This is a genomic window from Colwellia demingiae (assembly GCF_007954275.1).
Lineage (GTDB): Bacteria > Pseudomonadota > Gammaproteobacteria > Enterobacterales > Alteromonadaceae > Colwellia > Colwellia demingiae.
Genome location: NZ_VOLT01000006.1, coordinates 165,767 through 191,444, shown reverse-complemented (window position 1 = coordinate 191,444; position 25,678 = coordinate 165,767). Strand labels below are relative to the sequence as shown.

General features: G+C 37.8%; 17 protein-coding genes. 12 read left to right on the top strand and 5 right to left on the bottom strand.

Annotation, left to right across the window (positions count from 1 at the left end; all coding sequences use genetic code 11):
• The first annotated feature begins 510 nt into the window (after positions 1 to 510).
• From ESZ36_RS13345 to ESZ36_RS13325, 5 genes are all read left to right on the top strand, one after another.
• Positions 511 to 3,495 (top strand): TonB-dependent receptor, encoded by a 2,985-nt coding sequence (locus ESZ36_RS13345; protein WP_146788805.1) that lies wholly within the window; start codon positions 511 to 513, stop codon positions 3,493 to 3,495.
• 128 nt (positions 3,496 to 3,623) lie between these two features.
• The gene (locus tag ESZ36_RS13340; protein ID WP_146788803.1) at positions 3,624 to 4,355 is read left to right on the top strand and encodes a SapC family protein; all 732 of its coding nucleotides are present in this window, start codon (positions 3,624 to 3,626) and stop codon (positions 4,353 to 4,355) included.
• Between the two features lie 9 nt (positions 4,356 to 4,364).
• Complete coding sequence (locus ESZ36_RS13335) at positions 4,365 to 5,372, top strand: cupin-like domain-containing protein (RefSeq protein ID WP_146788802.1); 1,008 nt, start codon at positions 4,365 to 4,367, stop codon at positions 5,370 to 5,372.
• A 13-nt stretch (positions 5,373 to 5,385) separates the two neighbouring features.
• Complete coding sequence (locus ESZ36_RS13330) at positions 5,386 to 6,876, top strand: tryptophan halogenase family protein (RefSeq protein ID WP_011044487.1); 1,491 nt, start codon at positions 5,386 to 5,388, stop codon at positions 6,874 to 6,876.
• 272 nt (positions 6,877 to 7,148) lie between these two features.
• On the top strand, positions 7,149 to 8,480 hold the full coding sequence (locus ESZ36_RS13325) for a glycoside-pentoside-hexuronide (GPH):cation symporter (protein ID WP_146788800.1): 1,332 nt from the start codon (positions 7,149 to 7,151) through the stop codon (positions 8,478 to 8,480).
• A gap of 620 nt (positions 8,481 to 9,100) precedes the next feature.
• On the opposite strand, the gene ESZ36_RS13320 is transcribed toward ESZ36_RS13325, so the two are convergent.
• The 5 genes from ESZ36_RS13320 to ESZ36_RS13300 all read right to left on the bottom strand — a co-directional run bounded on the left by ESZ36_RS13320 (position 9,101) and on the right by ESZ36_RS13300 (position 14,386).
• The gene (locus tag ESZ36_RS13320; RefSeq protein WP_146788798.1) at positions 9,101 to 9,880 is read right to left on the bottom strand and encodes a polysaccharide deacetylase family protein; all 780 of its coding nucleotides are present in this window, start codon (positions 9,878 to 9,880) and stop codon (positions 9,101 to 9,103) included.
• A gap of 117 nt (positions 9,881 to 9,997) precedes the next feature.
• Positions 9,998 to 10,426, bottom strand: a complete 429-nt coding sequence (locus tag ESZ36_RS13315; protein ID WP_146788796.1) for a VOC family protein — start codon at positions 10,424 to 10,426, stop codon at positions 9,998 to 10,000.
• A gap of 113 nt (positions 10,427 to 10,539) precedes the next feature.
• Positions 10,540 to 11,379 (bottom strand): SDR family NAD(P)-dependent oxidoreductase, encoded by an 840-nt coding sequence (locus ESZ36_RS13310; protein ID WP_146788795.1) that lies wholly within the window; start codon positions 11,377 to 11,379, stop codon positions 10,540 to 10,542.
• Between the two features lie 249 nt (positions 11,380 to 11,628).
• Complete coding sequence (locus ESZ36_RS13305) at positions 11,629 to 12,258, bottom strand: glycoside hydrolase family 16 protein (RefSeq protein ID WP_246129100.1); 630 nt, start codon at positions 12,256 to 12,258, stop codon at positions 11,629 to 11,631.
• 310 nt (positions 12,259 to 12,568) lie between these two features.
• Entirely contained in the window at positions 12,569 to 14,386 is a 1,818-nt protein-coding gene (locus ESZ36_RS13300; RefSeq protein ID WP_146788793.1) for a glycoside hydrolase family 3 protein, read from the bottom strand.
• 912 nt (positions 14,387 to 15,298) lie between these two features.
• Between ESZ36_RS13300 and ESZ36_RS13295 the strand changes: the two genes are divergently transcribed.
• The 7 genes from ESZ36_RS13295 (at position 15,299) to ESZ36_RS13265 (ending at position 25,669) form a co-directional block, all read left to right on the top strand.
• Positions 15,299 to 16,744 (top strand): malectin domain-containing carbohydrate-binding protein, encoded by a 1,446-nt coding sequence (locus ESZ36_RS13295; protein WP_246129099.1) that lies wholly within the window; start codon positions 15,299 to 15,301, stop codon positions 16,742 to 16,744.
• A gap of 112 nt (positions 16,745 to 16,856) precedes the next feature.
• Positions 16,857 to 20,306: a hypothetical protein gene (locus ESZ36_RS13290; protein WP_146788791.1), complete on the top strand. Its 3,450-nt coding sequence runs from the start codon at positions 16,857 to 16,859 to the stop codon at positions 20,304 to 20,306.
• Between the two features lie 68 nt (positions 20,307 to 20,374).
• Positions 20,375 to 21,262 (top strand): glycoside hydrolase family 17 protein, encoded by an 888-nt coding sequence (locus ESZ36_RS13285; RefSeq protein WP_170235844.1) that lies wholly within the window; start codon positions 20,375 to 20,377, stop codon positions 21,260 to 21,262.
• Positions 21,255 to 22,265, top strand: coding sequence for a glycoside hydrolase family 17 protein (locus ESZ36_RS13280; protein WP_246129098.1), 1,011 nt, complete (start codon positions 21,255 to 21,257; stop codon positions 22,263 to 22,265). Before ESZ36_RS13285 ends, ESZ36_RS13280 begins: the two co-directional genes overlap by 8 nt.
• Before the next feature lie 207 nt (positions 22,266 to 22,472).
• Complete coding sequence (locus ESZ36_RS13275) at positions 22,473 to 23,603, top strand: sensor histidine kinase (protein WP_246129097.1); 1,131 nt, start codon at positions 22,473 to 22,475, stop codon at positions 23,601 to 23,603.
• A 50-nt stretch (positions 23,604 to 23,653) separates the two neighbouring features.
• Positions 23,654 to 24,481 (top strand): LytR/AlgR family response regulator transcription factor, encoded by an 828-nt coding sequence (locus tag ESZ36_RS13270; RefSeq protein ID WP_146788789.1) that lies wholly within the window; start codon positions 23,654 to 23,656, stop codon positions 24,479 to 24,481.
• Between the two features lie 537 nt (positions 24,482 to 25,018).
• Entirely contained in the window at positions 25,019 to 25,669 is a 651-nt protein-coding gene (locus tag ESZ36_RS13265) for a PEP-CTERM sorting domain-containing protein (RefSeq protein ID WP_146788788.1), read from the top strand.
• Positions 25,670 to 25,678 lie beyond the last annotated feature (9 nt).

Sequence of the window (25,678 nt, the reverse complement as noted above, 5' to 3'; positions counted from 1 at the left end):
AATGGTAGCGGGTATATGTATTCATTTCTACTTGTTCAATAGAACAATCACTGTGTTATCCCTACTGAAACACTCATAAACTCTGTCTCCATAATACATTCAAAATGTATTGAAAAGCTTAAGCGTAAACATAATACCCCCTAAGTTTACAGCGAAAACATTCCATCTAACCTCAATATTATTCACCATAGTACTAACATTGGCACGGTCCTAAAAAGTATTACCAAAGATAATCAATGACTTTTTAAACTTAACTACAGGGATAAATATGGGGCTTAATAGATGTAAATGCCCTTTTTTTAACTAGTCCACTTTACCTTGTAAAAGGGGGCGTTTGAGCGTAAAGGCATAGGTTTTCTATTTTGAAAGAGTAGTATCATATTTGGGCAATATGTACGATTTATTGTATTAATGAATATTATTTGATTAAAAATAGTGTCAGCTCAGAGAACACATTCGTTTACGCATAAATTATAAGGTGTTGAATAAATAGCATCAAGGGGAACTAATATGATCCAGAAAACATTTACTAAAACAAGAATTGCAACGAGCTTGTCACTGATACTTGGAGCAACTGCTTTACCTGCACTATCAGCAGAAGAAGTAAGTTTAAAAGATAAAGAAAACGTTGAAGTAATAGCCGTCACAGGTATCCGCAGTAGCTTAGTCAAAGCGATGGATATCAAACGTAGCGCACAAGGTGTTGTTGATGCTATATCATCAGAGGATATGGGTAAATTTCCTGATTCTAACTTAGCTGAATCATTACAGCGCATCTCTGGTGTATCAATTGACAGATCTAACGGTGAAGGCTCTAAAGTTACTGTTCGTGGTTTAGGTCCAGACTTCAACTTAGTCACTTTAAATGGCCGTCAAATGCCTTCGTCTAACCTTGAATCTACTGTCATTAGTAACTCTCGCTCATTTGATTTTGCTAATCTTGCTTCTGAAGCTGTCAGCGGTGTAGAAGTTTATAAAACTGCTAAAGCAGAAGTGTCAAGTGGCGGTATCGGTGCAACTATCAACATTTTGACAGCAAGACCACTTAATACACCAGGACAAAAAGCGTCTCTTGGGGTCAAAGCTGTGATGGACCAGTCAACTGACGAAGGTGATAGCGTCACCCCTGAAATTTCAGGTCTTTATAGTAATACTTTTGCCGATGATACCATTGGTTTTGGTATTTCATTTAGTCACCAAGAAAGAAATGGTGCAACTAAAGAGGCTGTTGTTCCACAATGGCATACTCAAGCCATTGCCCCCGTTGATGGCTGGAATGGCGGTATCAATAATACGGACTGGGAAGATGGTGATACATTCAACCGTCCACAACAATTTCGTTACAACTTTACCGAATTTGATCGCACCAGAGATAATGGACAACTTGTTTTTCAATATGCTCCAAGTGACCGCATCACTATTACTGCTGATTATACTTTTTCAGAACAAACGGTTGAGTCTACATCAAACGGCATTGGTGCTTGGTTTTGGGAAGGTGAAACTATTGATGGCAGCTTAAATGAATTTACAACAGGCACAAACCACTCTCCTGTTGTTTGGCATTCAGGCGCTGGTCCTGATTTATCATTCTCTACGTCATCAGATGCTTCAAAAAATACCAATGAATCAATTGGTTTAAATCTAGAATGGCAAGCTACTGATAACCTAAGATTTGAACTTGATTATCACGACTCTTCAGCAAAATCGAAAGCAGATAGCCCTTACGGTAATAGCTCAACTATGGAGTATGCCGTTAACTCTCGTCAGAGTACCACGATTGATTTTAGGCCTGACTTCCCTGTAATGTCTATTTCACAATTGGACGGTTTAACAGGCAGTCCCGCTGAATTAATTACAACAGGTAGTTCTTTAAGAAACAGCCAATTTGAAAATGATTTGTCTCAAATTCAGTTAAGAGGGCAATACGTTTTTGATGAGGGTGTTATCACGAGTGTAGATTTTGGTATCTCAAAAACTGAGAATGATATTAGAGCTTCGATTATGACGGCTCAGCGAGATACTTGGGGCGGTGAAGGCAGTGTAGATGATGTTACCGATAGTTTGTTTACGCCGGGTAGCAGCTCTTCTCAATTAGATAACTTACCAAGTACAGGAACTAACGCGGCAGGAGAAACAATTGACCTTTTTGACTTGTTTTACAATTTTAGTTTTGTCGATGCATCGAATGAAGTAGCCTCTTATGCTGCGCCAGCTAATAGTAATAACGAAGTTTCGCCTGGTATTTGGCCATGCGCAGATCGTTTTTGTGTGAATGAACAATGGACAACTGACGAACTTATATCAGAAGAATATACTGCTATTTATGCTCAAATAAATATGGAATTTGAAATTGCAGATATGCCCTTAGATATATCTGCGGGTTTCCGTTATGAAGAAACTGATGTTAAAGCAAGCGCAATGGTACCTGCATACACAGGTGTGGATTGGGTTTCTAACAATGAATTTTCAACAGTTGATACTGGAGAAAGCGCCTTTACTAACTTTGATGGCGATTATAATAACTTTTTACCTAACCTTGATATCAGTTTAGAGATTGATGATGATTGGGTAGCAAGAGCCTCATTCGGTAAAACACTTTCAAGACCTACCTACAATAATATTCGAGGTGGTGTTGGTATTGGTGAAATCAGACAAGGTTTTGCGACAGCTAGCAGTGGTGATCCGGGCTTAATTCCTTTTGAGTCTGTCAATGTTGATTTATCATTAGAATGGTACTTTGACGAAGGAAGTTATGCGTCTGTAGGTTATTTTAGAAAAGATATAGAAAACTTCATTGGCACAACGAAAAATAAAAGTGAATTATTCGGCCTTAGAAGTCCTACAAGTGGACCTCGCTTTGATGAAGCTATGGCTGCCGTAGGTAGTAGTGACAATACTGCCATTAGACAATATATTTTTGATAACTATCCAGAGTCAAGCACCATAACCGGCGTAGACGCAAGCGGAACCACAACAGGGCAAATACACTCTGTTGCCGAAGATGAACTAATTCAGTTTGATGTCACTGTGCCATTTAATGAGCGTGATGCTACTATCGATGGTTTTGAAATAGCTTTCCAACATGCACTTGAAAGTGGCTTTGGTATACAAGCCAACTTAACTTTCGTAGATAGTGATGCTGAATATGACCCAACCGTTTTTGACAGTCAATTTGCCCTTCCTGGCTTAAGTGATACTGCCAACTTAGTCGCATTTTACGATAAAAATGGCATACAAATTCGTATCGCTTATAACTGGCGTGATGAATTCTTAGTGAAAACTGACAACAACCTTAATAACCCGCGCATCAATGAGTCATACTCACAAATTGACATCAATGCGAGTTATAACATCAGTGAAGACTTAGTTGTGTTTTTTGAAGGAATTAACATAACAGATGAAACTCAACGTATGTATAGCCGTAGCAGAAACGAACTGTTAAATGCTATTCAAACAGGTCCTCGTTACAATATCGGCGCTCGCTATACTTTCTAACGACGTCTTTATAATTTAAAAAACCGCCATTGGGCGGTTTTTTATCAATTAAAACTAAATATGTCTATGCTTTACTGTTTATAGATAATTGTTTATGCGTAATATTTCAAATAAAAAAGAGATACATTATGTCAAATCATCAAATGTTGAATAATGAACAACATAGAAGCTTAAAGGTTGATACACAAAGAAGCTCTGAGTTAGGCGATAATATAATGCTTACACTTACCTTTCCTAATGAGTTTTATGATATTCAAGCTTATTATCCTATTGTTTTTCATAAAGATGAAGCAACAGAAAAATTTCAATCATACGCACTACTTGGCTTGGAAAAGAAAGAAAATTTATTTTTAACTAATGGCGATTGGGATTGTGGTTACCTTCCTCATACAATTAAGGCACAACCTTTCTTAATTGGTTTTCAGAACCAAGAAATAAATGGCAAGGTACAAAAACAAAGAGTTATCCACCTTGATGTCGATAGTCCTAGAATTAATAAAGAACGAGGTGAGAGCATATTCACAGAGTTTGGTCAAAAGACTCCTTTTATAGAGCATATAGGCGACGTTTTGGGAGAGATAGATAAAGGTTTTGCAGAGAGTCAAGATTTTCTAAACTTCTTAAATGAGTATAACTTACTAGAAAAATTTGTTTTTGATATAGAACTTAACGATAAAAGTCATAATAGATTATCTGGATTCTATACTATCAATGAAGAATCATTAAATAACTTAACATCTCAACAGCTGGCTGAATTAAGTCAGAAGGGCTTTTTAAAACCACTCTATATGGCAATAGCATCACTTCTAAATATGGGTGATTTAATCAAAAGAAAAAACAAGTTATTACAAACAACGTAGAGAAATAAAATGTTAGGAACTCTTAAAAAAATTGCCAGTGTAGAGGGTATATCTGCTTGTGATGTTCCTTCTTTTATAATCGAATCAAAACAGCCACTTATTTTAAAGGGCTTTATTAAAGATTGGCCCATGGTTAAAAAAGGGCAAGAATCTGAAGCCGCATTACAGCGTTATCTTTTGAAATATGCTAGTGGCCAAGATTTAGTCGTTGGTTGCGGAGCACCTGATATTGACGGGCGCATATTCTATAACAAAGCACTCACAGCGCTTAACTGCAAAGCCTATAAAATGTCATTAGCAGACTTGTTTGGACAAATAAATAAGTCCCAAGGTGATACACCTCCTTCTCTTTATTATATGGGTACAACACCTGTAGATGCATACTTCCCCAACTTAAGAAAAGAAAACAATATTCATATAGCAGGTAAATCACCCGCTATGAATATGTGGATGGGCAATGAAAGTACAATACCTGCCCATTACGATGTACCTAATAATATAGCCTGTAATATCTATGGCAAAAGACGTTTTACGTTATTCCCACCAGAACAAATTGAAAACCTTTATATTGGCCCACTTGATTTCACCCCTGCGGGACAATCAATAAGCCTAGTTGACTTTAAAAAACCCGATTTTATTAAATACCCTAAGTTCAAACAAGCATTAGCACATGCCCAAGTTGCGGAATTAGAAGCGGGTGATGCACTATTTTTACCCAGTATGTGGTGGCACCATGTTGAAGGTTTAGCACATTTTAATTTGTTAACCACATTTTGGTGGTCATCCACCGACCATCTTACTGATGAGTCTGGTAACGCTTTGCTTTATGCCGTTATGGCGCTTAGGAACTTGCCAAAAGATAAAAAAGATATTTGGTTCAATTTATTTAAATATTATATTTTTGAAGCGACGCCATTAGATCACATTCCAGAACATGCAAAAGGGATGCTCAATCCTCAAAGTGAAAAAGCATTACGAAAGTTTAAAGATTACCTAATTAAACGTTTACGCTATTAGTAAGGAATTACAAATGAATAATCTATCAGAAGTAAAAAATGTTGTTATTGCTGGCGGAGGAACCGCTGGCTGGATGGCTGCAACAGCATTAGCAAAACTTATTGGTAATAACTTAAATATTACCTTAGTTGAGTCCGATGAAATATCAACGGTTGGTGTTGGCGAAGCAACAATTCCCCCTCTGTTAACATTTCATAAAATGTTAAAGATTAATGAAGCTGAATTTATGAGTAGTGTAAACGCAACATTTAAACTCGGCATCAATTTTGAAAATTGGAAAGATAACGATAGCGAATATTTTCACTCTTTTGGCACTACTGGTAGGGATTGTTGGGCAACAACATTTTTACAATTTTACAATCGAAGTAAAAAAGAAGGCTATCAGGCAAAGTATGAAGAATATTGCTTAGAACTCCAAGCTGGACTAAATGAAAAATTCGCTCACCTGCCAAATAGTGGCTTGAAATACGCTTACCATATGGATGCAACATTATACGCAAAATTTTTACGTAAACTATCTGAAAAAAATGGCGTAAAAAGAATAGAAGGTAAAATAGAGCAAGTGAATATCGATGAGAAATCAGGTTTTATAAAATCTCTTACCTTGCTTTCAGGCGTAACTATAGAAGGTGATTTATTCATTGACTGTACGGGTTTTAGAGGTGTACTGATTGAGCAAGCTTTACATACTGGCTACGATGATTGGTCACACTGGCTGCCATGTGATCGCGCTGTTGCAGTGCAAACAGAAAGTACTGAAGAGCCTAAACCTTATACGCGTTCTATTGCCCATGAATCTGGATGGCAATGGAAGATTCCATTACAAAATAGAACAGGAAACGGCCTCGTCTATTGTAGTAAATATTTGAATGATGAAAACGCTGAGAAACTGTTGCTTGAAAATGTTGAAGGTAAAACATTAAAGAAACCTTTATTTATTAAATTTACCCCCGGCCAGCGCCGAAAACATTGGAATAAAAACTGTGTAGCCTTAGGTTTATCAAGTGGTTTCATTGAGCCTTTAGAGTCTACCAGTATACATTTAATTCAACGAGGTATTATTAGACTGATGCAAATGTTCCCTAAGATGGGGATAACTGACTCAGTAATAAATGAATATAATTATCAATCTGAAGAAGAAATTCGATACATTAGAGATTTTATCATTTTGCATTACCATGTTACCAATAGAAACGATTCAACTTTTTGGCGTTATTGTAGCAAAATGGATGTTCCAAGTTCATTGAGTCATCGTATTGAATTATTTAAAGAACATGGTTATGTCTTTAAAGCACCATGGGATTTATTTGCTGAGAATTCTTGGGTTCAAGTCATGTTAGGGCAAGGTTTGTCCCCACAAAATCACCATCCAATAGCTGATATGATGTCAACGAATGAACAAGACATGTTTTTAAATGGTATTAAAAATTCGATAGAGCAAACGGTCAAATCACTACCTACGCATAAACAATACTTAGATCAATATTGTAATTCTAAAGCCTAATTGATGTGTTGATGAACACTGAGACCTGCGCTACTTCAAGATGCAGGTTTCAGTATTTAAGCAGTATTGCTGAAAAATAGAGCAACAACAGCTTGATGCTTAATCTCTTCCAGTGTCAGGGCGAACAGTGACAATAATGATAAAAAGACAACAGTATTTTCAGCTTTACCTTTCATGGTAAATAACCGAAAAAAGTATGATGGTAATATCACCCAAGTATTGAATTCATTAATTCAACTATCATCATACCAAAGAATTAGAAGTGAGATTTTATGTTAACAATACGAGAAAAAATTGCCTATGGCTTAGGTGATACTGCCAGTAATATCATTTTTCAAACAGTGATGATGTTTTTGCTGATATTTTATACCGATGTCGTTGGTCTTTCTCCCGCGCTGGTGGGTACTTTATTTTTAGTGGTTCGACTTTTTGATGCGATTACTGACCCCTTAATGGGGGCTATGGCAGATAGAACTAAAACCCGATGGGGACAGTTTAGGCCTTATATTTTATGGTTAGCGGTGCCTTTTGGCATAATCTCAGTCATGGCATTTACTACACCGGACTTTTCCTATAATGGAAAAGTTGTTTATGCCTTTGCCACCTACACTTTACTTATGATTGCGTATACGGCGATTAATATCCCGTATTCTGCATTAGGCGGTGTATTAACAGCAGAGCCTTCTGAGCGTGTTTCTGTGCAATCTTATCGCTTTGTTTTAGGCATGTTAGGCGGGCTTATTGTCGCAGCCAGTACACTTCCGTTAGTTGAGTGGTTTGGTGAAGGTGATAAAGCCAAAGGTTATCAATTAACCATGATGGCGATGAGTCTTTTAGGTGTGGTGTTATTTTTATTATGCTTTAGTGGCACTAATGAAAGGGTCTCCACGCCCGCAGAGCAAAAAACGTCATTTTTTGATGACTTAAGATCACTTTGGAAAAATGACCAGTGGCGAATCTTATGCTTAGCGGGTCTCTTTTTATTAACGGGACAAGTATTAAGAGCGACTTTAGCTATTTATTATGTGAAATATGTTCTTAATCTCGAACAGCATATAACTTTGTTTATTACACTCGGAATGATTGGTAGTATTTTAGGGTGTGCTTTGGCTCAACCCCTTGCCAAAAAAGTTTGTAAGATCAAAGCGTATATAACGCTTCAATTAATCGCAGCATTCATATGTATCATCAGTTATTTTGTCCCTAAAGAATATGACATCATGGCCTTTGCATTGTTTTTCCTTTGGAGTTTCTTTTTACAAATGGCGACACCACTGTTATGGGCCAAAATGGCCGATACCATTGACTATGGCCACTGGAAAACAGGTGTTCGTATTACGGGAATGGTTTATTCTGCCGTGGTGTTTTTTATTAAGCTGGGTGTCGCTTTTGGTGGCGCTTTTGCCGGTTGGTTGCTTGCTTATTATGGCTACCAAGCCGATGTTGAACAGACGGAGGCGACTCAGCAAGGGATCTTATTGTCCTTTACTCTTTATCCTGCAATTGGCTCAATTCTAGTAGCTTTAGTGATGCGTTGGTATGTTCTTGATAATAAAAGGGTAGAGCAGATTCATGGTGAGCTCAATGAAGCACAACAAGCGTAATATATACCCGTTACCAATCAAAGTGCAGGATTTCAGTGGGAATTAAAATGACTTTAGGCAAGGAAGATAATTTAAGCATAGTCATTCTATGGTTTAATTATTTAACGACGTATAAAGTGATTTTAAGTCCATCATAGAAGCGCTTGAGCAACATCACTTCATCGTTGCTGTGACTTATAATGGCGCTACATGGATGTGGCTTATTAGAGAATGCAGGAGCATATTCTCCTGAATAACCATTATTTCATCACAGCGCCTTGAATTGAAATTGCTTAAGCACTCTGAAACATGCACTTTGAATGGTAATGGGTATATAGCTACTATTTATAAGGTTTAAACTTGCAGACGTATCAATAGCTCTATTTTCATGAGTGTTAGTAATCAAGTTAATTATATCGAGGAAATGGCTACAAACTGGGTGTTATAAAATGTTATCAAGAGTGGCTGGAAGATATTGACTATATACTTAAGCCTCAATTAATTAATTGAGGCTTGGTCTCGGCCTGTTAATTGAATTCATTACGTTGATTGGTTTTTGTATCGTTAATGACTTTTGTTGCACTTAAAACTTGATATTAAGGGGGGTAAATTTCCCGAGTCTGCATACATTCATGAAATAATTATTCCATGTTACCTACATATTTCATCAAATTTATATATGAATCTACATAATAGGCATCCTGATTATTCGCTAAGAAAGTTAATAACGCGGCATGAGCCTCGGATGAAACAGATAAATAATCTCCCCCCACACCATGAAAAATAATATTCACTAATAATATTTCAGAAGGGATATTTTTAATATAATCAATTAGTTCCTTTCCTGTTGAATTTGTTGGATCCCATATAAGAGAAAACCTTTTGTCAGCCCCGTGACCTTTAATCGCAGTAAAAAGATGATTTACTTTACTGAGGTACTCTTCACCACCGACGAGTAAATCACCACAGGGAACGGTATAAGTACGTTCGGTTTTGCCATCAATAGCTTTAAGAAAGGTATTAGCAATTGTCAGTTCCTCAACCATTTGTGAGGCGCTGTAATTATCAAGGTCATGATGTTCTTGAACCCACTCCCTATTTGGTAGTGAGGCACTGCATGGATGATAGATACTATGATTTCCTAGTTCATGGCCATTTTTTGCTGCTGCTCTCCATTCCCCCATTCGTGCATTCATCACAGGGGAGTTTGGAATGACATAAAAGGATGCTTTTAGATTATATTTATCCAGCTCAGGAATCACATTGTCCAATTGGCTGTTTAGGGCATCATCATAGGAAAGACTTACAGCTAATTTATTCCCTTTAGGCCAAGTGAAATCATTATTTTTAGCATGAGAGTTACTAGATACTGAAAATAGTAATGCTAAAAGTAGAAAGGTAGTTTTTATCTTAAAAATCATTTGAATTTCGCTCCAAAACGTAAATATTATAGTGCAGGTTTTTTAGTCGTTGTAGTCTCTACTTAGTGCTATAAAGTTGATTAGTTTTTGTATTGATGACGTCCAGTTTTTAGATCATTATTTTATGATTAGACTTCCATCTTCATTGAACTCCCAACAATCACCAAATGCTATTTCCCATAAATACCCATCTGGATCTGAAAAGTAACCACTATAGCCCCCCCAAAAAACATTTTTAGCTGGTTTTTCGATATTGCCACCAGCAGTCTTGGCTAATTCCAATATAGAATCTACCTCTACTTTAGATCGAGTATTGTGAGCAAATGTAACACCTGAAAATCCTGAAGGATTTGAATTAAGACTAGGAAATACATCTTCTGCTAGTTCATCTAAAGGGTATAAAGCTAAACACACACCACTAGTTTTAAAAAAAATAATACCATCTTCAGGCTTTTTCGATGATGGAAACCCAAGAGTTGTATAAAAATCAAAAGACTTTTTTAGGTTTTTTACACCTAACGTGATGATGCTGATACGTGGTTCCATGACTCTATTCTCTTTTAATAACTTAAACTATATAGCTTTAATATTTCATTAAAGTACGGATTTACTACTATTTTTCAGTGACTTACTAGTCCGGTTAAGTCCAGATCTAAACACTAAACGTCTTGTGCCGTTAAAGGGCGTGGTTGCTCTCCATTGATGTCAGTGAAACCATATTCTTGGGCAAGCTTTGCGGCAACCAATACCCGTCCCGATTTTTTCATGATATCAGTATCGCTAGCAAGTGCTACAACTGCCCGTCCAATAAATTGTGGTGATTCAGAATTGGATAAATCTAAATGCTTTGCAGCTTTCATTACCGACTCAGTACGTACAAGGCCAGGATACAGAGAAACAGCAGCAATATTATGTTCTCGTAACTCTTCTGCCATACACGCTACCATATGATCGGAGGCGGCTTTAGCAGTACCGTATGCTACTCCTTTGTCATTACGTTGAGCGGCGAAAAATGAAAGAGTAATTATAAGGGAATCTTCTTGCTGCATTAATAGCGGTACAGCAAGTACGCTGGATATATAATTGGCTCGAACTCCAGATTGAAACATAGCGTCCCAACGTGAAATTGGTACAGTCCAAAATCCATTTTCATGCCAGAACTCGGTACCATCAGTATAATGTTCGTAACCACCCCAAACATTATTAACCAGAATATTCAGTCGCTTATTCTCTGCATTAATACGATTAAACGCGGCTTCCACTTCAGAATCAATGTTATGGTCACATTGAATAGCCACACATTCTCCCCCTAATTTAATGACCTCTTCAACTGTCTGGTGGATTGTTCCGGACAGGCATGAAGCAGATTTCCCTTCCTCGACAGTTCTTCCCGTAATATAGACTTTCGCGCCTGCTTCGCCCAAGCTAAGCGCAATACCTTTTCCAATACCACGGCTTGCTCCAGTAACAAGTGCAACCTTACCGAATAGAGGTTTCATTCAAAGTCCTGAAAATTAATCCTTTTGAATAGTCGGATATTACTAAAACAGAGGTCTCAAAAAGACAGTGCCAATAGCCGAGCTAAAAGGAGGGGTGATATGGATACAAGCAGACATCAACGCATGTTCAGCGTTCAGCACCATTGGGATATCGGTAATAGCAACTGGCCATAAATAAGGCGATTCACCTGTAAATGTTCAAGGGATGCGACAAAGGTATCCCTGTACATGGTTAATGAAAAGCTACTATTAATACCAGGCTTCGTGCTTCACCCAATCGACTTCCATAACCCAGTTAGCGGTCATGGCTGAATCATTGATCTTGGCAAAATTCAAGATGGCGAAGAAGGGCTCAGCAAGTTTATCTGCTTCACCAGGGAGTCGATATACTTCAACTTCATCTAGGCGGAAAATAACATCATCGCCAACCCATTCCACTGAATAATCATGGTATTCGTCTAGCTTGGCTTCTTGTACCAACATTAGGGCTTGCCAATCACCGTCTCCACACTTGCCATTACTTTTAATGGCTCGTGCTGCATAATGATCTGGGCCGCCATCACTGTGATGCTCAAAAATATCAATTTCACCCGAGCCGACCATAGGCCAACACACGTTTTCATCAGGCTGTTGTACGGGGGGCTCATTATTTTGAGCACCGAGGAGCCACCAAGCAGGGAACATGCCGGATTGACCACTGTTTTCGACTTTTAAGCGAGCGGTCCATTTGCCTTTAACAAATTCCTTAAGATTTTTAGAAGCTATACGACCTGCAACATATTGGGTCTCCGGATGTTGTTTGCCATGTTTGTCAAAATTATCACAACTGCGTTTCTCGCCAGTATCGATAACTTTCAGCTTGATGCTGCCATTGCTCACTTCACGCGTGCCAAACTGGTTGTCTGGAACATAACATTGGGTCTCATTATTAACCCAGATGCGCTGATCTTGCCAGTTGTCGGGGTTGAACGTATCGAAACCATCGAAAAAATCAACGTGCCAATTGCTCACTGTGCTTTGTTGTTTCATTGACTCGTTAGTTGTTACTTCGCCAGAGCATGCAATTAGTAGTAATGCTGATGCAAGTGGGATCAGGGGTAAAGTAGACTTCATATATTCTCCAAGAGTTTAAATTGTTATATTCTGTTAAATTGGTTATTTCTGGTTAAGTAAAGGCGTTTTACCGACGTTAATAATCTTGTAAACCATAGCCAAATTTAAATAACTCATGATCAGCGTTCGGCGCTAGTGGTATATCGGTCACGGCAACCGGCCATGAATAAGGTGACTTACCTGTTGGTTTGAAGCCATTGGTGGCAAACAAGAAATCGGCAACACCAGCACCTTCAGAGCCGGGTAACCAAGCTGCTATAAACGCATCACTCTTGTCTAAATCTTCGCTAATAGCCAAGACCCGACCTGAAATAAGTATCACAATGACTTTTTTACCGAGACTTTTGCAGCCAGTAATGAGTTTTTTGTGGGCATCACTTAGCCATAACTCATCACTGTCGCCGAGTGCCTCGGCATAAGGAAACTCTCCAACTACCACTACAGCTTTGCTTGCAAGCATATCCGGATAACAACCCTGTTCAGCATATTCAACATGCATTCCTTGCGCTTTGATACCGTCATAAATGGTCGTTGCCCCGCGATAATTTTCTGTTTGTCCCTGCCAGTGAATAGACCAACCACCACTTTGCAGACCACTGTTATTGCCATGTTTACCGATCACGGCAATCGAGTCAGATGAGCTTAGTGGCAATGCATCATTGTCGCTTTTCAACAGCACCAATGATTCTCGCACCGCTTGTCGGGCAACCGCTCGATGTGCAGGGGAACCAACACTTTTGGCGAATTCCTTTTTGGCAAAGGGATCTGAAAACAGGCCAAGATTAAATTTCATGGTTAAAATTCTGCGCACGGCATCATCAATGCGGCTCATTGGGACAGTTTGATCAAGCACCGATGCTTTAAGTTTTGCCATGAACTCATTGTGATTGCCCGGTTGCATGGCTATATCAATACCAGCGTTGATAACGGTATGGGGATCTCCAAAGCGCAATCCGCCATTCCAGTCGCTAACAACAACACCTTCAAAGCCCAGTTCACCTTTTAATACATCGGTGACTAAGTGAGTATGTTGATGCATATTATGGCCATTATAAGAGTTAAACCCAACCATGATAGACGCAACGCCCTCGTTAACGGCCGCGGTGTATGGGGGTAAATAGTGTTCGCGCATGACTTGGTCAGTCATTATCGCATTTCCGCCTTCAACCCCGCCGTCAGTGGCGCCGTCACCGATAAAATGTTTTGCGGTGGCTGCTACCGTATCACGGTGGGCAAGGCTCGTTCCTTGATGTCCCTGAACAGACGCGATAACGGCCGCTGTGGTTAAATCTCTGTCTTCAGTATATCCCTCATAAACTCGTCCCCAGTGCTCATGTTGCGGCATGGCAATGCAAGGTGAAAACGTCCAGTTAAACCCCGTGCCGGCAACTTCTAATGCGGTAATTTGAGCGGCATGTTTAATCAAGCTCATATTTCTGGTGGCAGCCATACCAATGTTATGAGGAAAAATTACCGCACCTTCAAAGGTATTTTGACCATGAACGGCATCGACCGCAATCAGCAGCGGAATACCCAAGCGGGTTTGTAAGGCACTGGCTTGAAACTCATTAAACTTGTTTACCCAGTCCATGGCATTAGGCCCTGGTGTCGGGCCTTCAGTATGAATGATAGAGCCGATACGTTTATCACGGACAATTTCAGGGGACACATTATTGTGCCAAATTGATTGGGTCATTTGGCCAATTTTTTCATCCAAATTCATCACTAGTAACAGCGCATCAATCATCTGTTCCTGAGTTTTGTATTGGCACAAATCAAACTGCTGTGTTCCCCATATACAGATCACATTTGCGTCGACTTTAGTATTTTTTGTCCCAAAGGTTGTGCATCCAAAGATCACTAATGACAAAACTAATAACCACAATGTTTTCATCTCTGTCCTTTTTTATACTTTTTTACAGAACTTTGTTCTGGTTTCATTTTGTAAAATCAATGTAGACAAATCCAGCTTACTTAATACTTTTTCTTAATACTTTTTGTGGTGTTCTATCTACATTAAATAATCCCCAATGCTTTTCTGCATCCTTTAAATTATCCGGCTTTCCCTTCCATGGTTAATCAAATACCTCGAAAAAGAAGAAAGTGGTGTTGCTTGATTTAGCTCATTGTTTAATTTCATCAAAGTACTGTTTTTAATTTGCTTCGCTGGCGTGTTCACCAAATTCATTTGCACTAAGTGCCCAACCTCTTTCAGTAATGCTAAGCAGCTTGGCTAAAGCGTTTTACGGCGAGAGCTGTAGAATTATCATCAACCCTATAATTAATAGCGATATTAAATTTTTTTATTTAGTAAAAATGTTAGCTGTTTTTTTGTTATAAAACGGATTAAGTTTCATCAATTTTTTTCATATAAATTAAATTTTAAACCTAGCTAAGGGAATATCGACAATAGGTAACATATTGTTTAAATATTGAGCGCTGTTGGCCTGCTATATATCAGCAATAATAAATAACACTAATAATTATAATTTCAGGGTTGGTGAAATAATAATAGTTAAAAGCGGTCAAGCGGACTATCTGGAGGATGAAACGAACTACTGGCCTTGTTCTTATCATATATTTCAATTGTATTGGTCAAAGGACTATTTTACTGGCTTCATAGGAGTAATTTCTTAGATATATATTCTCGCTGAAAATAACTATTTGTCGTATTTACCGCACCCTCAGTCCGTTTTAACTCGTTTTGATTGTCATTATTTCAGGCTACTTTATTGTTGAATGTAATTATTTAATACCAAATAACAAATGTATTGTTTATTTACACTTGTTTAAGGTTTGAGAACAAATGAAAAAAAATTTAAACATTAATCGCTTGAAAAGCACTTTGCTTTCAATGACAGCCATCCTAGTTTTATGTGCATGCACTTCGGAGGAAAGTATAAAAACCATCCCAGCAACTAAACAGTCTTCTCAGCTATCCACTGAAAATGCAGTTAAAGAAAAATCGAACTCTCATGCTTTTAATCGCAATATTGTCTGGGCCGTTAATATCGGTGGAGAGCAGTATCAAGGTTCTGATGGAATCACATATCAAACTGACAGCTTAGTGTTAGGAGACAATAAAGGCACTATATATGAGGCAATTAAAGGATCGCAAGATAGTGCTCTTTTTCAAAGCTATCGCTTTGGCGATTTAACCATACAACAGCCAGTAGAAAATGGCAGCTATGAAGTTACTTTTAAATTTGTAGAGCCAGAAAACCCTGCTATTGGAGAGCGCGTTTTTGATGTGTACGCTCAGGGGCAGTTAGTTATTGATGAGCTTGATATAAAACTGGCACGCGATGGTAAAAACAAATCTGAGCTGGTACGTGCTGTTCATGATGTCACCGTCACTGATGGATTGCTTAATATTGAACTAAAGGCATCTAAAGGGCAGGCTATTCTAAATGCGCTCGTGGTACGTAAAACCACCACCACATCAGTAGAAATACAATCCTCAAATGATTGGGAGTTAGTTTGGAACGATGAGTTCGACTATGAAGGTAAACCGGATCCAAGCAAATGGAGCTATGACATCTGGCCTGCAGGTAAGGTAAATGATGAAGACCAAACGTACACTGATCTTCTTGAAAACGTTCAGGTTAAAGATGGAAACCTCATTATTACCGCTCACAAAGAAGACTATGGTAATGCTAAATACACGTCGGGCAGAATTCATTCCCAAGGAAAAGGTGATTTATTATATGGGCGTGTTGAAGTAAGAGCCAAACTGCCTAAAGGGCAAGGAACATGGTCTGCTATTTGGATGTTACCTAGTGATCCCTTTAAGTACGAAACAACTTGCTCACAAGATGAAGACTGGCAAGGAAATTCAACTTGTGATGCTTGGCCTAATTCTGGTGAAATTGACATCATGGAACATGTTGGTTACGACATGCAAACAATTCATGGCACTGTACATAATAAGGCATATTATTGGGTTAATTCGGAACAAAGAAAAGCAAGTTTCGAAGGTGAAACTGTTGACCAAGCTTTTCATGTTTACTCCATAGAATGGACACCAGAACATATTATTGTGTTCTTTGATGAAACCCCATATTTCTTTTATTCAAACGAGTCAACTGGTTGGGAGGCTTGGCCCTTTGATCATCCTTACCACGTTATTCTCAATCTAGCGATTGGTGGTTCGTGGGGTAGGGCTGGGGGACCCATTGATGACAGTATTTTTCCTGTATCAATGGAAGTCGACTACGTGAGAGTTTTTAAACCATTACCTGGAAAGAATTAACTTTGAATCCATTAACAAAATAACGAGTAGATACAGACGTAAGAATTAAACTGTACTGACTAATTTAAATATTTAAGTAGCACATAGGCCGCTAGTTAAGGTAGGAATTAACATGAAAAATTGTAAAACAGATAACAATCAAACAACCGGTGAATTCATTATGTTAGATGATGAGCGATATTACGCCATCAATAATGTTAACAACATGGCACCCTTTTTTATCAGTGTTATCTCAAATAGTGATCATTGGCTATTTGTATCCTCTACGGGTGGCTTAACTGCCGGAAGAGTTTCTCCAGAAACAGCATTATTTCCGTATATCACAGTAGATAGAATACATGAAAGTGATCTTCATACGGGTTGTAAGACGCTATTACGTGTTGATCACAATGGGGACATTGTAAATTGGGAACCCTTTAATCGTGAACATGACAATCGCTATAACATTACGCGTAATATATATAAAAACTTATTGGGCAATAAGCTTTGTTTTGAAGAAATAAATAATGATCTTCAGCTTAAATATAAATACACATGGGCGACAAGTGAAGAGTTTGGTTTTGTTCGTCAATGTGAGTTGGTGAACTTATCAGACAAAGCTGCAAATGTTGAACTTATTGATGGTTTTCAAAATATTCTACCTGCAGGAACACCACGTTTTACGCAAACTAATTCAAGTAATTTAGTTGATGCATATAAGTGGACTGAATTGGATGAAAGTTCAGGATTGGCATTTTTTACTGTTTACTCTGGTATTACTGATAGAGCAGAGCCTTGTGAGTCCTTAAAAACAAACACGGTATTTTGTTCAGGTTTAGAGCAGTCAAAAATATTACTGTCGTCTGAACAGCTAGCTAATTTTCGCACAGGAATGCCAGTAAAACAGGAAACACATAAACGTGGTATTCGTGGCGCATTCTTAGTGAATTCAACTATAACACTGGAGCCGCTTAAGAATAAAACTTGGCAATTTGTTGCTAATGTTGAACAAAGTCAAAGCCAAGCAACAAAACTGCGTAGTCAATTATCTCATACCTCAACATTGGAAAATAACATACTTTCGTCTATTGCGCAGGGCTCTGATGGCTTAGCTCGTATCATGGCAACAGCAGATGGTTTTCAAGTCACTGCAGAAGAAAATGTTTCTGTACACCATTACGCTAACGTGCAGTTTAATGTGCTGCGTGGTGGTGCTTTTGATGAACATTATCAAATATCGTCAAAAGATTTCTCAAGTACCGTTAACTTGTTTAATAGCGATGTTTATTTACGTCACCAAGAGTTTTTTAGATGTTTGCCTGAAAGCATCAATATTGAGCAATTACTTTCACAGGTTAAGCAACAAGAAGATCAACAGCTCGAACGTCTTTGTTATGAATATCTGCCGATATTTTTTGGTCTAAGACATGGAGACCCAAGTCGTCCATGGAACCAATTTGCCATTAAACTAAAAGATGACAACAACAATAGTTTGTTGACCTATCAAGGTAATTGGCGAGACATTTTTCAAAATTGGGAAGCGTTAACATTCAGCTACCCTAAGTTTATTGAAAATGTGATAGCCAAATTCGTTAACGCTTCCACCATTGATGGCTATAACCCTTATCGTATAACGAAAGAGGGAATTGACTGGGAGGTTGAAGAGCCAGATGACCCATGGAGTTATATCGGTTATTGGGGTGATCATCAGATCATTTATTTACAAAAAATGTTGGAACTTTCAAAATCGTTTCATCCAGAAAAACTGAGCGAATTGTTACGTCAACCACTGTTTAGTTACGCTAATGTGCCCTATAGAATAAAACCATTTAATGCCTTAGTTAAAAATGCCAAAAGCACCGTTACTTATGATGAAGAGTTAGCTGAACGAATTGAAAAACGTGTTAGCAAAATAGGTGCTGATGGTAAATTGATGCTCGACTCAAGTGGTGAAGTTTATCAAGTTAACTTACTTGAAAAGTTAATGGTACCACTACTTTGTAAGTTGGGTAATTTAGTGATAGATGGAGGCATTTGGCTAAATACCCAAAGACCTGAATGGAATGATGCCAATAATGCCTTAGTGGGGCAGGGGGTATCTGTCGTGACTTTATATTATTTACGCAGATATGTTTGTTTCTTGCAAAAGTTATTAGCGAAAGAGTCAGAATCGACCATTATTTCTAAAGAAGTAAACGATTGGATCGTTGAAACGGCTAATGCATTGAAGAAAGTGCGTCCGTTATTAAATAATGCACCAATAAGTGCCGATGAACGTTATCAATGTGCATTTGAACTAGGGCAGGCATCAAGTCGATACCGCGAAACCATTTACAGTCAAGAAGCATTCTCTGGAAAAATGTTGCAACCAATTGAAGAAATTAAGTCAATGCTTGAAGATGCCTTGGCTGCAATTGAGCATACTATTCACACTAATGAGCGCGAAGATGGCCTTTATAATGCCTATAACTTACTTGCCTTTGAACAGGAAAGCTTAACTATTGATGACCTTTATCCTATGTTGGAAGGGCAAGTGGCAGCGTTAAGTTCCGGCTCATTTAGCTCAGAGAAAGTTATCTCTGTGGTAGAGGCATTGTTTAAAAGCGATGTTTATCGTAAAGACCAAGATACCTTTATGCTATATCCAGACAGAAAGTTACCTAGCTTTTTGCAAAAAAACTGTGTTGATACTAATAAAGTTCAAACAAATCCTTTGTTAAAGCAAATGCTTAGAGAGCAGGATGAACGCATCATTTTGCAAGATAGTGATGGCGTATATCGCTTTAATGCAGACTTAACCAATGCTGATGATTTAATGACACAGTTAGATGCGCTGTCTGGTGTTTATGGCGATCTAGTTGAAATGTCGAGATCTCTCTTAGTCGCTATTTATGAAGAAGTTTTTAATCATCAGGAGTTTACTGGGCGTTCTGGTGGCATGTTTGGTTTTGAAGGTTTAGGTTGTATTTATTGGCATATGGTCGCTAAGTTATTACTAGCGGTAGAAGAAAACTTTTTCACTGCGGTAGATAATGGTGAAGATGAAGGTACTTGCACCCATTTAGGTAAGTTGTATTACCGAGTGCGTGAAGGATTAGGCTTTAATAAAACACCGAGTGAATATGGTGCATTCCCTGCGGACCCTTATTCTCATACCCCAAAACATGCCGGCGCTCAACAACCAGGGATGACTGGACAAGTTAAAGAAGAAATCCTTGCCCGTTTTGGCGAGTTGGGGATTAGGGTCAAAGCAGGCACAGTTCAATTTCAAACTAATTTACTACGCCCATGTGAGTTTGTTAAAGAAGTAACCCCATTTACTTATTTGGATGTTGATGATAATTGGCAAGAAATTACAGTACCTGAATCGGGGTTAGCCTTTACTTGGTGTCAGGTTCCCATTGTTTATCAAGTCAGTGATCGTGAAGAGTCAACATTGACGATTACATGGGAAGATGGGAGACAGCAAATCTTAAATCAATTGACGTTACCAGAGAAAGAAAGCTCAAACTTGTTCTTACGCAATGGTCATATTCGTCAAATTTCACTTAACCTAAATTCAACTCAGCTCTTCTCTGAATGAGATTGCTGAGTAAATAATACTAATAAAACGTTATTTGAATAATAAAACGAAATTTTTTGGAGTACAAAATGTCGAGTAAATACAATAAGTATATGTCATTGGCAGGTGTGAATTTTTCAAACTTGTCAGTTGATGAATTGCGAGCTTTAGCAAGCAATATTTTAACTGAGAAAATTCATGGCATATCTTTTAGTCCCTATGTTGAAGTACAAGGACCGGGTACACAAATTGAAGCGGAACAAATATCTGAGCGTTTAAACATAATTAAGCCCAATATAAATTGGGTACGCTCTTTTTCTTGTACAGAAGGTAATGAAAAAATCCCCGCTATTTCAAAAGCCAATGGCCTTAATACTATGGTAGGTGTTTGGTTAGATAGCGATCTAGAAAACAATGAAAAAGAGCTCGCTAATGCCATTTGTGCTGCAACAGAAGGACATGTCGATATTTTGGCGGTAGGCAATGAAGTACTACTGCGTGGTGATTTATCGGAAGAGCAATTGTTGGACTATATCAATCGCGCCAAACAAGCCTTGCCGAATGTTGAAGTGGGTTATGTTGATGCTTACTTTGAATTTGAAGATTACCCACGGATAGCCGATGCCTGTGATGTTATTTTAGCCAATTGTTACCCATTCTGGGAAGGCTGCTCAGCGGATTATGCGTTACTTTATATGAAAGATATGTATCGACGTGCCGTGAAAGCAGGTAAGGGCAAAAGAGTCATTATCACCGAAACCGGTTGGCCGAATGTTGGTACTGCTGAAAGAGGTGCAGAGCCATCGTATGAAAATGCCTTGAAGTATTTTATAAATACTTACTTATGGGCGGAAGAAGATGGTATCGAAATTTTCTATTTTTCATCATTTGATGAAACATGGAAAGTCGCTGATGAAGGCGATGTAGGTGCTTATTGGGGACTTTGGGATAAAGACGGGAAAATGAAATATGTTTAAGAAACACAGTGATAAAGTAGCAACAATTAGTTCAATGAATTTAAGCCATGCCAATGCTATTTGTTATTCTGGCTATCGTGATGGACAAAACCCAAGAGAGGGCATTTATCCAACGTATGACGAAGTTAAGGAAGACTTACTTATACTAGCAAGCAATTGGAATTACCTTCGTATTTACGATTGTGGACCACATGCTGAAATTGTTTTAGATGTTATTCGTATAGAAGCATTACATTTCAAAGTAATGCTCGGTGTTGATATGGCTGCTGAAATGAGTAACCCTCATTGTCCATGGGGTGCTGAATTTAGCGAAGAAACTCTTAGTGCTAACCGACAGAATAACTGTAATGAAATACATAAAATGATCGAGTTATCATTAAAGTATGATGACATTGTTTTCTCAGTATCTGTCGGTAATGAAGCTAGCGTTGAATGGACCGATCATATGGTGCCAGTGGATAGACTAGTGAATTATGTTCGTCAAATCAAAAAAGAAATTAAACAACCTGTTACTTTTTGCGAAAACTACGTTCCATGGACGTACAAATTGGAGCCTTTGGTTGCTGAATTAGATTTTATTTCCATTCATACTTATCCTGCATGGGAATTTAGAACAATGGAAGATGCGCTCGAATATACCAAACAAAATTATTATAGTGTGGCAAATCATTACCCTGATAAGCCAGTGATTATTACTGAAGCGGGTTGGACAACGGCATCAAATGGCAGGGGTATAGAACCGTGGAATGCTAACGAAGACTTACAGGCACATTACTATGAGGAATTGCTTGCATGGACAACACAAGAGAAAATATTAACCTTTGTCTTTGAAGCTTTTGATGAACCATGGAAGGGCTCGTCAGATCCACTAGAGCCAGAAAAACATTGGGGATTGTTTTATGTTGATCGCACACCTAAGTTAGTCATGAAAGACATATTCCCCAGAAAAACAACTCATGCAGATACAATCGTTAATATTAATACACAGGATGAAGTGGCCTAATTTCATTTAGCGGTGTAGCTTATTTAATAACCCTCGTTTTTTAAACGGGGGTTATTGTTTTTATAGACTAAGATAATGACTTAATGGTATTTATTATTTTTTACTGTTTGCGTTAAGGTGGGTCATACATGCGACGGATAGGAATTTTACGATCGATCCGGTTGATAATAAGTTGTAACATAATAAGTTGAAACGCCAGGAGACACTATGTCCGAACATTTTTTACAACAAAAATACAACTCTATATCAGAAAATCCTATCTACCTATTTTGGTTTTTACAGTTCTGTTTTTGGTCTTTTGTTTCTTTAATCAGTCTAGTTTCCTTAACACTTTGGTATGTTCAAATAGATGTTGCACACCTAAATCACACCTTTTTACAATCTTTTGTTGGTGTAGTATTCTCACTGCCCTTGTATTGGGTTTTTATGAGGTGTTGGAATACCTCCATTTTTATACGTGTATTCGTTAGTATTACTTCGGTATTATTGATTTCTTTTATCTGGACAGTTATTAGGGTAGAACTCTACATAAGACTGACGGGCACTGATGAAATTTGGACTCAATTTGGCGGTTGGTATTTTAGTAGTATCTTTATTTATTTTTGCTGGGCCGGTTTTTATCATGGTATTCGCTATTATCAATTATTGCAATTTGAACATGAAATTATGCTTAAAAAGGAAGCTGAAGCAAAAACAGAACAATTAAAAAGGTTAAGTGCACAGACCGTTGCAAGAGATGCCAAAATCAAAATGCTTAGGTATCAGTTAAATCCACATTTTCTTTGTAATACATTGAATGCGATAAACTCTCTGATTGAATCTGAGTTAGCAGAAAAAGCACAGCAGATGACGGTTCAGTTGAGTAAATTCTTACGTTATTCACTAGATAATGACCCTGATACTAAAATAGCGTTAGAATTTGAATTAAAAGCATTAAAACTTTATTTAGAAATAGAAAAAACTCGCTTTGGAGAGCGACTTCAACTAGATTTTAAAATATCAGAAGTAGCAAAATCCGCGTTAATTCCTAGTTTATTACTGCAGCCTCTTATTGAAAATTCGATGAAGCATGTTATTGCACAAAATGAAGAAGGTGGAGTCATAAGTTTATCGGCTGATGTAATTGATAATATGTTGGTACTAGAATTAAGTGATACAGGGGCAGCTAAATGTGTTGATATAAATAAAATTAAGAGTAAAACAGGCCGAGGTGTTGGACTGCGTAATATCGATGAACGCCTTAAAGCGTTATATAACGATAATTATGTATATAATCTTAATGTTAGACCTTCTGGTGGTTTAAAAAATACCATTAAATTACCACTGGATATCGGCTGAACCTGATATAGTTAATCAAGCATATAATTCAATGAAGGTTAGTTAGCTTTATGCCTAAATTAAGAACAATAATAGTTGATGATGAGCCATTGGCACTTAATTTATTACGTGCCAAATTAAATAAAGTTCCTGAAATCGAAATAATTGCTGAGTGTAAGAACGGTAGAGAAGCAATTGAGAAGACAATGGACTTGGCACCCGATCTGATCTTTCTGGATATTCAAATGCCCGGTGTTGACGGTTTTGGTGTTATTAAAAAACTCCAATCAGACATTGTACCCTTGGTAATTTTTACCACGGCCTTTGAGCAATACGCATTAGATGCTTTTGATGTACATGCTGTTGATTATATTCTTAAGCCAATAGATGAAGAACGAATTACTCGGGCAGTTAGTCGAGCGATTGTCCGCTTTGAAACCGAAGAAGAAACTGAGCATAAATCAAGAATTATTGGTGCAATAGATACCATTAATGAAAGAGAAAATAGTGCTAGTTCAAGCCAAAGCTCACAAGGGCAAAGTTCATTAGGCCAAAACAAGGGTAATCTAGAGCATAAAATAATCATTAAAGATAGAGATGATATTACTTTGCTAAAACAGGCTGATATTGAGTGGGTTGACGCCGCAGGTGATTATTGCTGTGTTCACGCTCAAGGTGTTACTCATATTAAGCGAAGTACGCTAAAAAACTTGTTAGATGATTTAGATCCATCAATATTTAAACGAGTTCACCGTTCAACAATAGTAAATCTTAACTATATTCAAAAAGTTATACCTCATACCAAAGGCGAATATTTTCTAAAGCTTGGAGAGTATGATCAAGTCAAAGTTAGTCGAAACTACCGAGACGTGATCAAGGACTTTTTATCTGACTGGTAGCGGAATATCCCTATATTTCGCAATCGATGACAGTTATTAAATTGAATTATGACCCGGTAATTCAACTTATGCATCTAGCTTTTACCGCTTGTCCTTAAACTGTCATACCCATATTCACCTTACTCCTTATAAAAAGTAATCATTACTGCGGTTAATTATTTCATAAATTGTGAATATTTGAAATTTGAGCCTCACTGTATCCTTTAATTGATGTCATCAATTTCCCATTCATCGCTGCTAAAGTCCATGTTGGCGCATTGTCATTTTAACTTATCCGATTCGTCTTTGACAAAGTCCATGTTAGCGCATTGCCGTTGTTTAATTAATCACCTAATAAGATGATTGATTGTCGCCTATGTTTCAGTATTTATTGTCTTTACTTGATTGATTTTAATAGGCGAACAGAAAACCAGTACTGTGAAGAAATATGATTAGTACGGTCATGTTCAAAAACATTCAAATTATCTCGATAACGTTGAATGTCTATTTATCAATTCTAAAGCTGGGATGCACTAACAAAAAATATTGGGGTAGAAGATGAATATATTAACAAAGGGGATTGCGGCATTAGGTTTACTGATTGTTGCCACACAATCTCAAGCGACGCTTATAACCAATGGTAGTTTTGGAACTACAGGGAGTTGTAATCTAAGTGGTTGGGAAGAATATGGTGATGTTAGCACAAATGATGTTTCAGGAGTGTGCTTGGCAGAACTTAAGGTTAACGATTTCCCTGATTTTGAAGCAGAATTATGGCAAGGACTCGCCTTTGATGCTGATACTGATTATGTCTTAACGATAGACTTTAATGTTGATAGCACTTTTCTTGATAACTTTTTTGATGACTATTTATCCATCAGTTTAATTAACGATGATTTCGATATTTTAGAGTTATTCTCACTGAATATTACGGGGACTGATAGTTTCTATGAATCTTTAGCAATAAGTGCTGATGAGCTTACCAGTTATACCAATCAAGGCTGGTCTTTATCATTTTATCTTTACGATGAAGGTGGTGAATTTGATGAAAACACCTCATTTGTTTCAATCAATAATGTATTTATTGAAGAAGCTCCCACTGATGTACCTGAGCCATCGAGCTTAGCAATATTTGCGCTTGGTTTTGCCGGTTTAATGAGCCGTAGAAAACTAGCGAATGAATTAGTCCGTAAATCAATAAAAAAATAAGGGCATCTA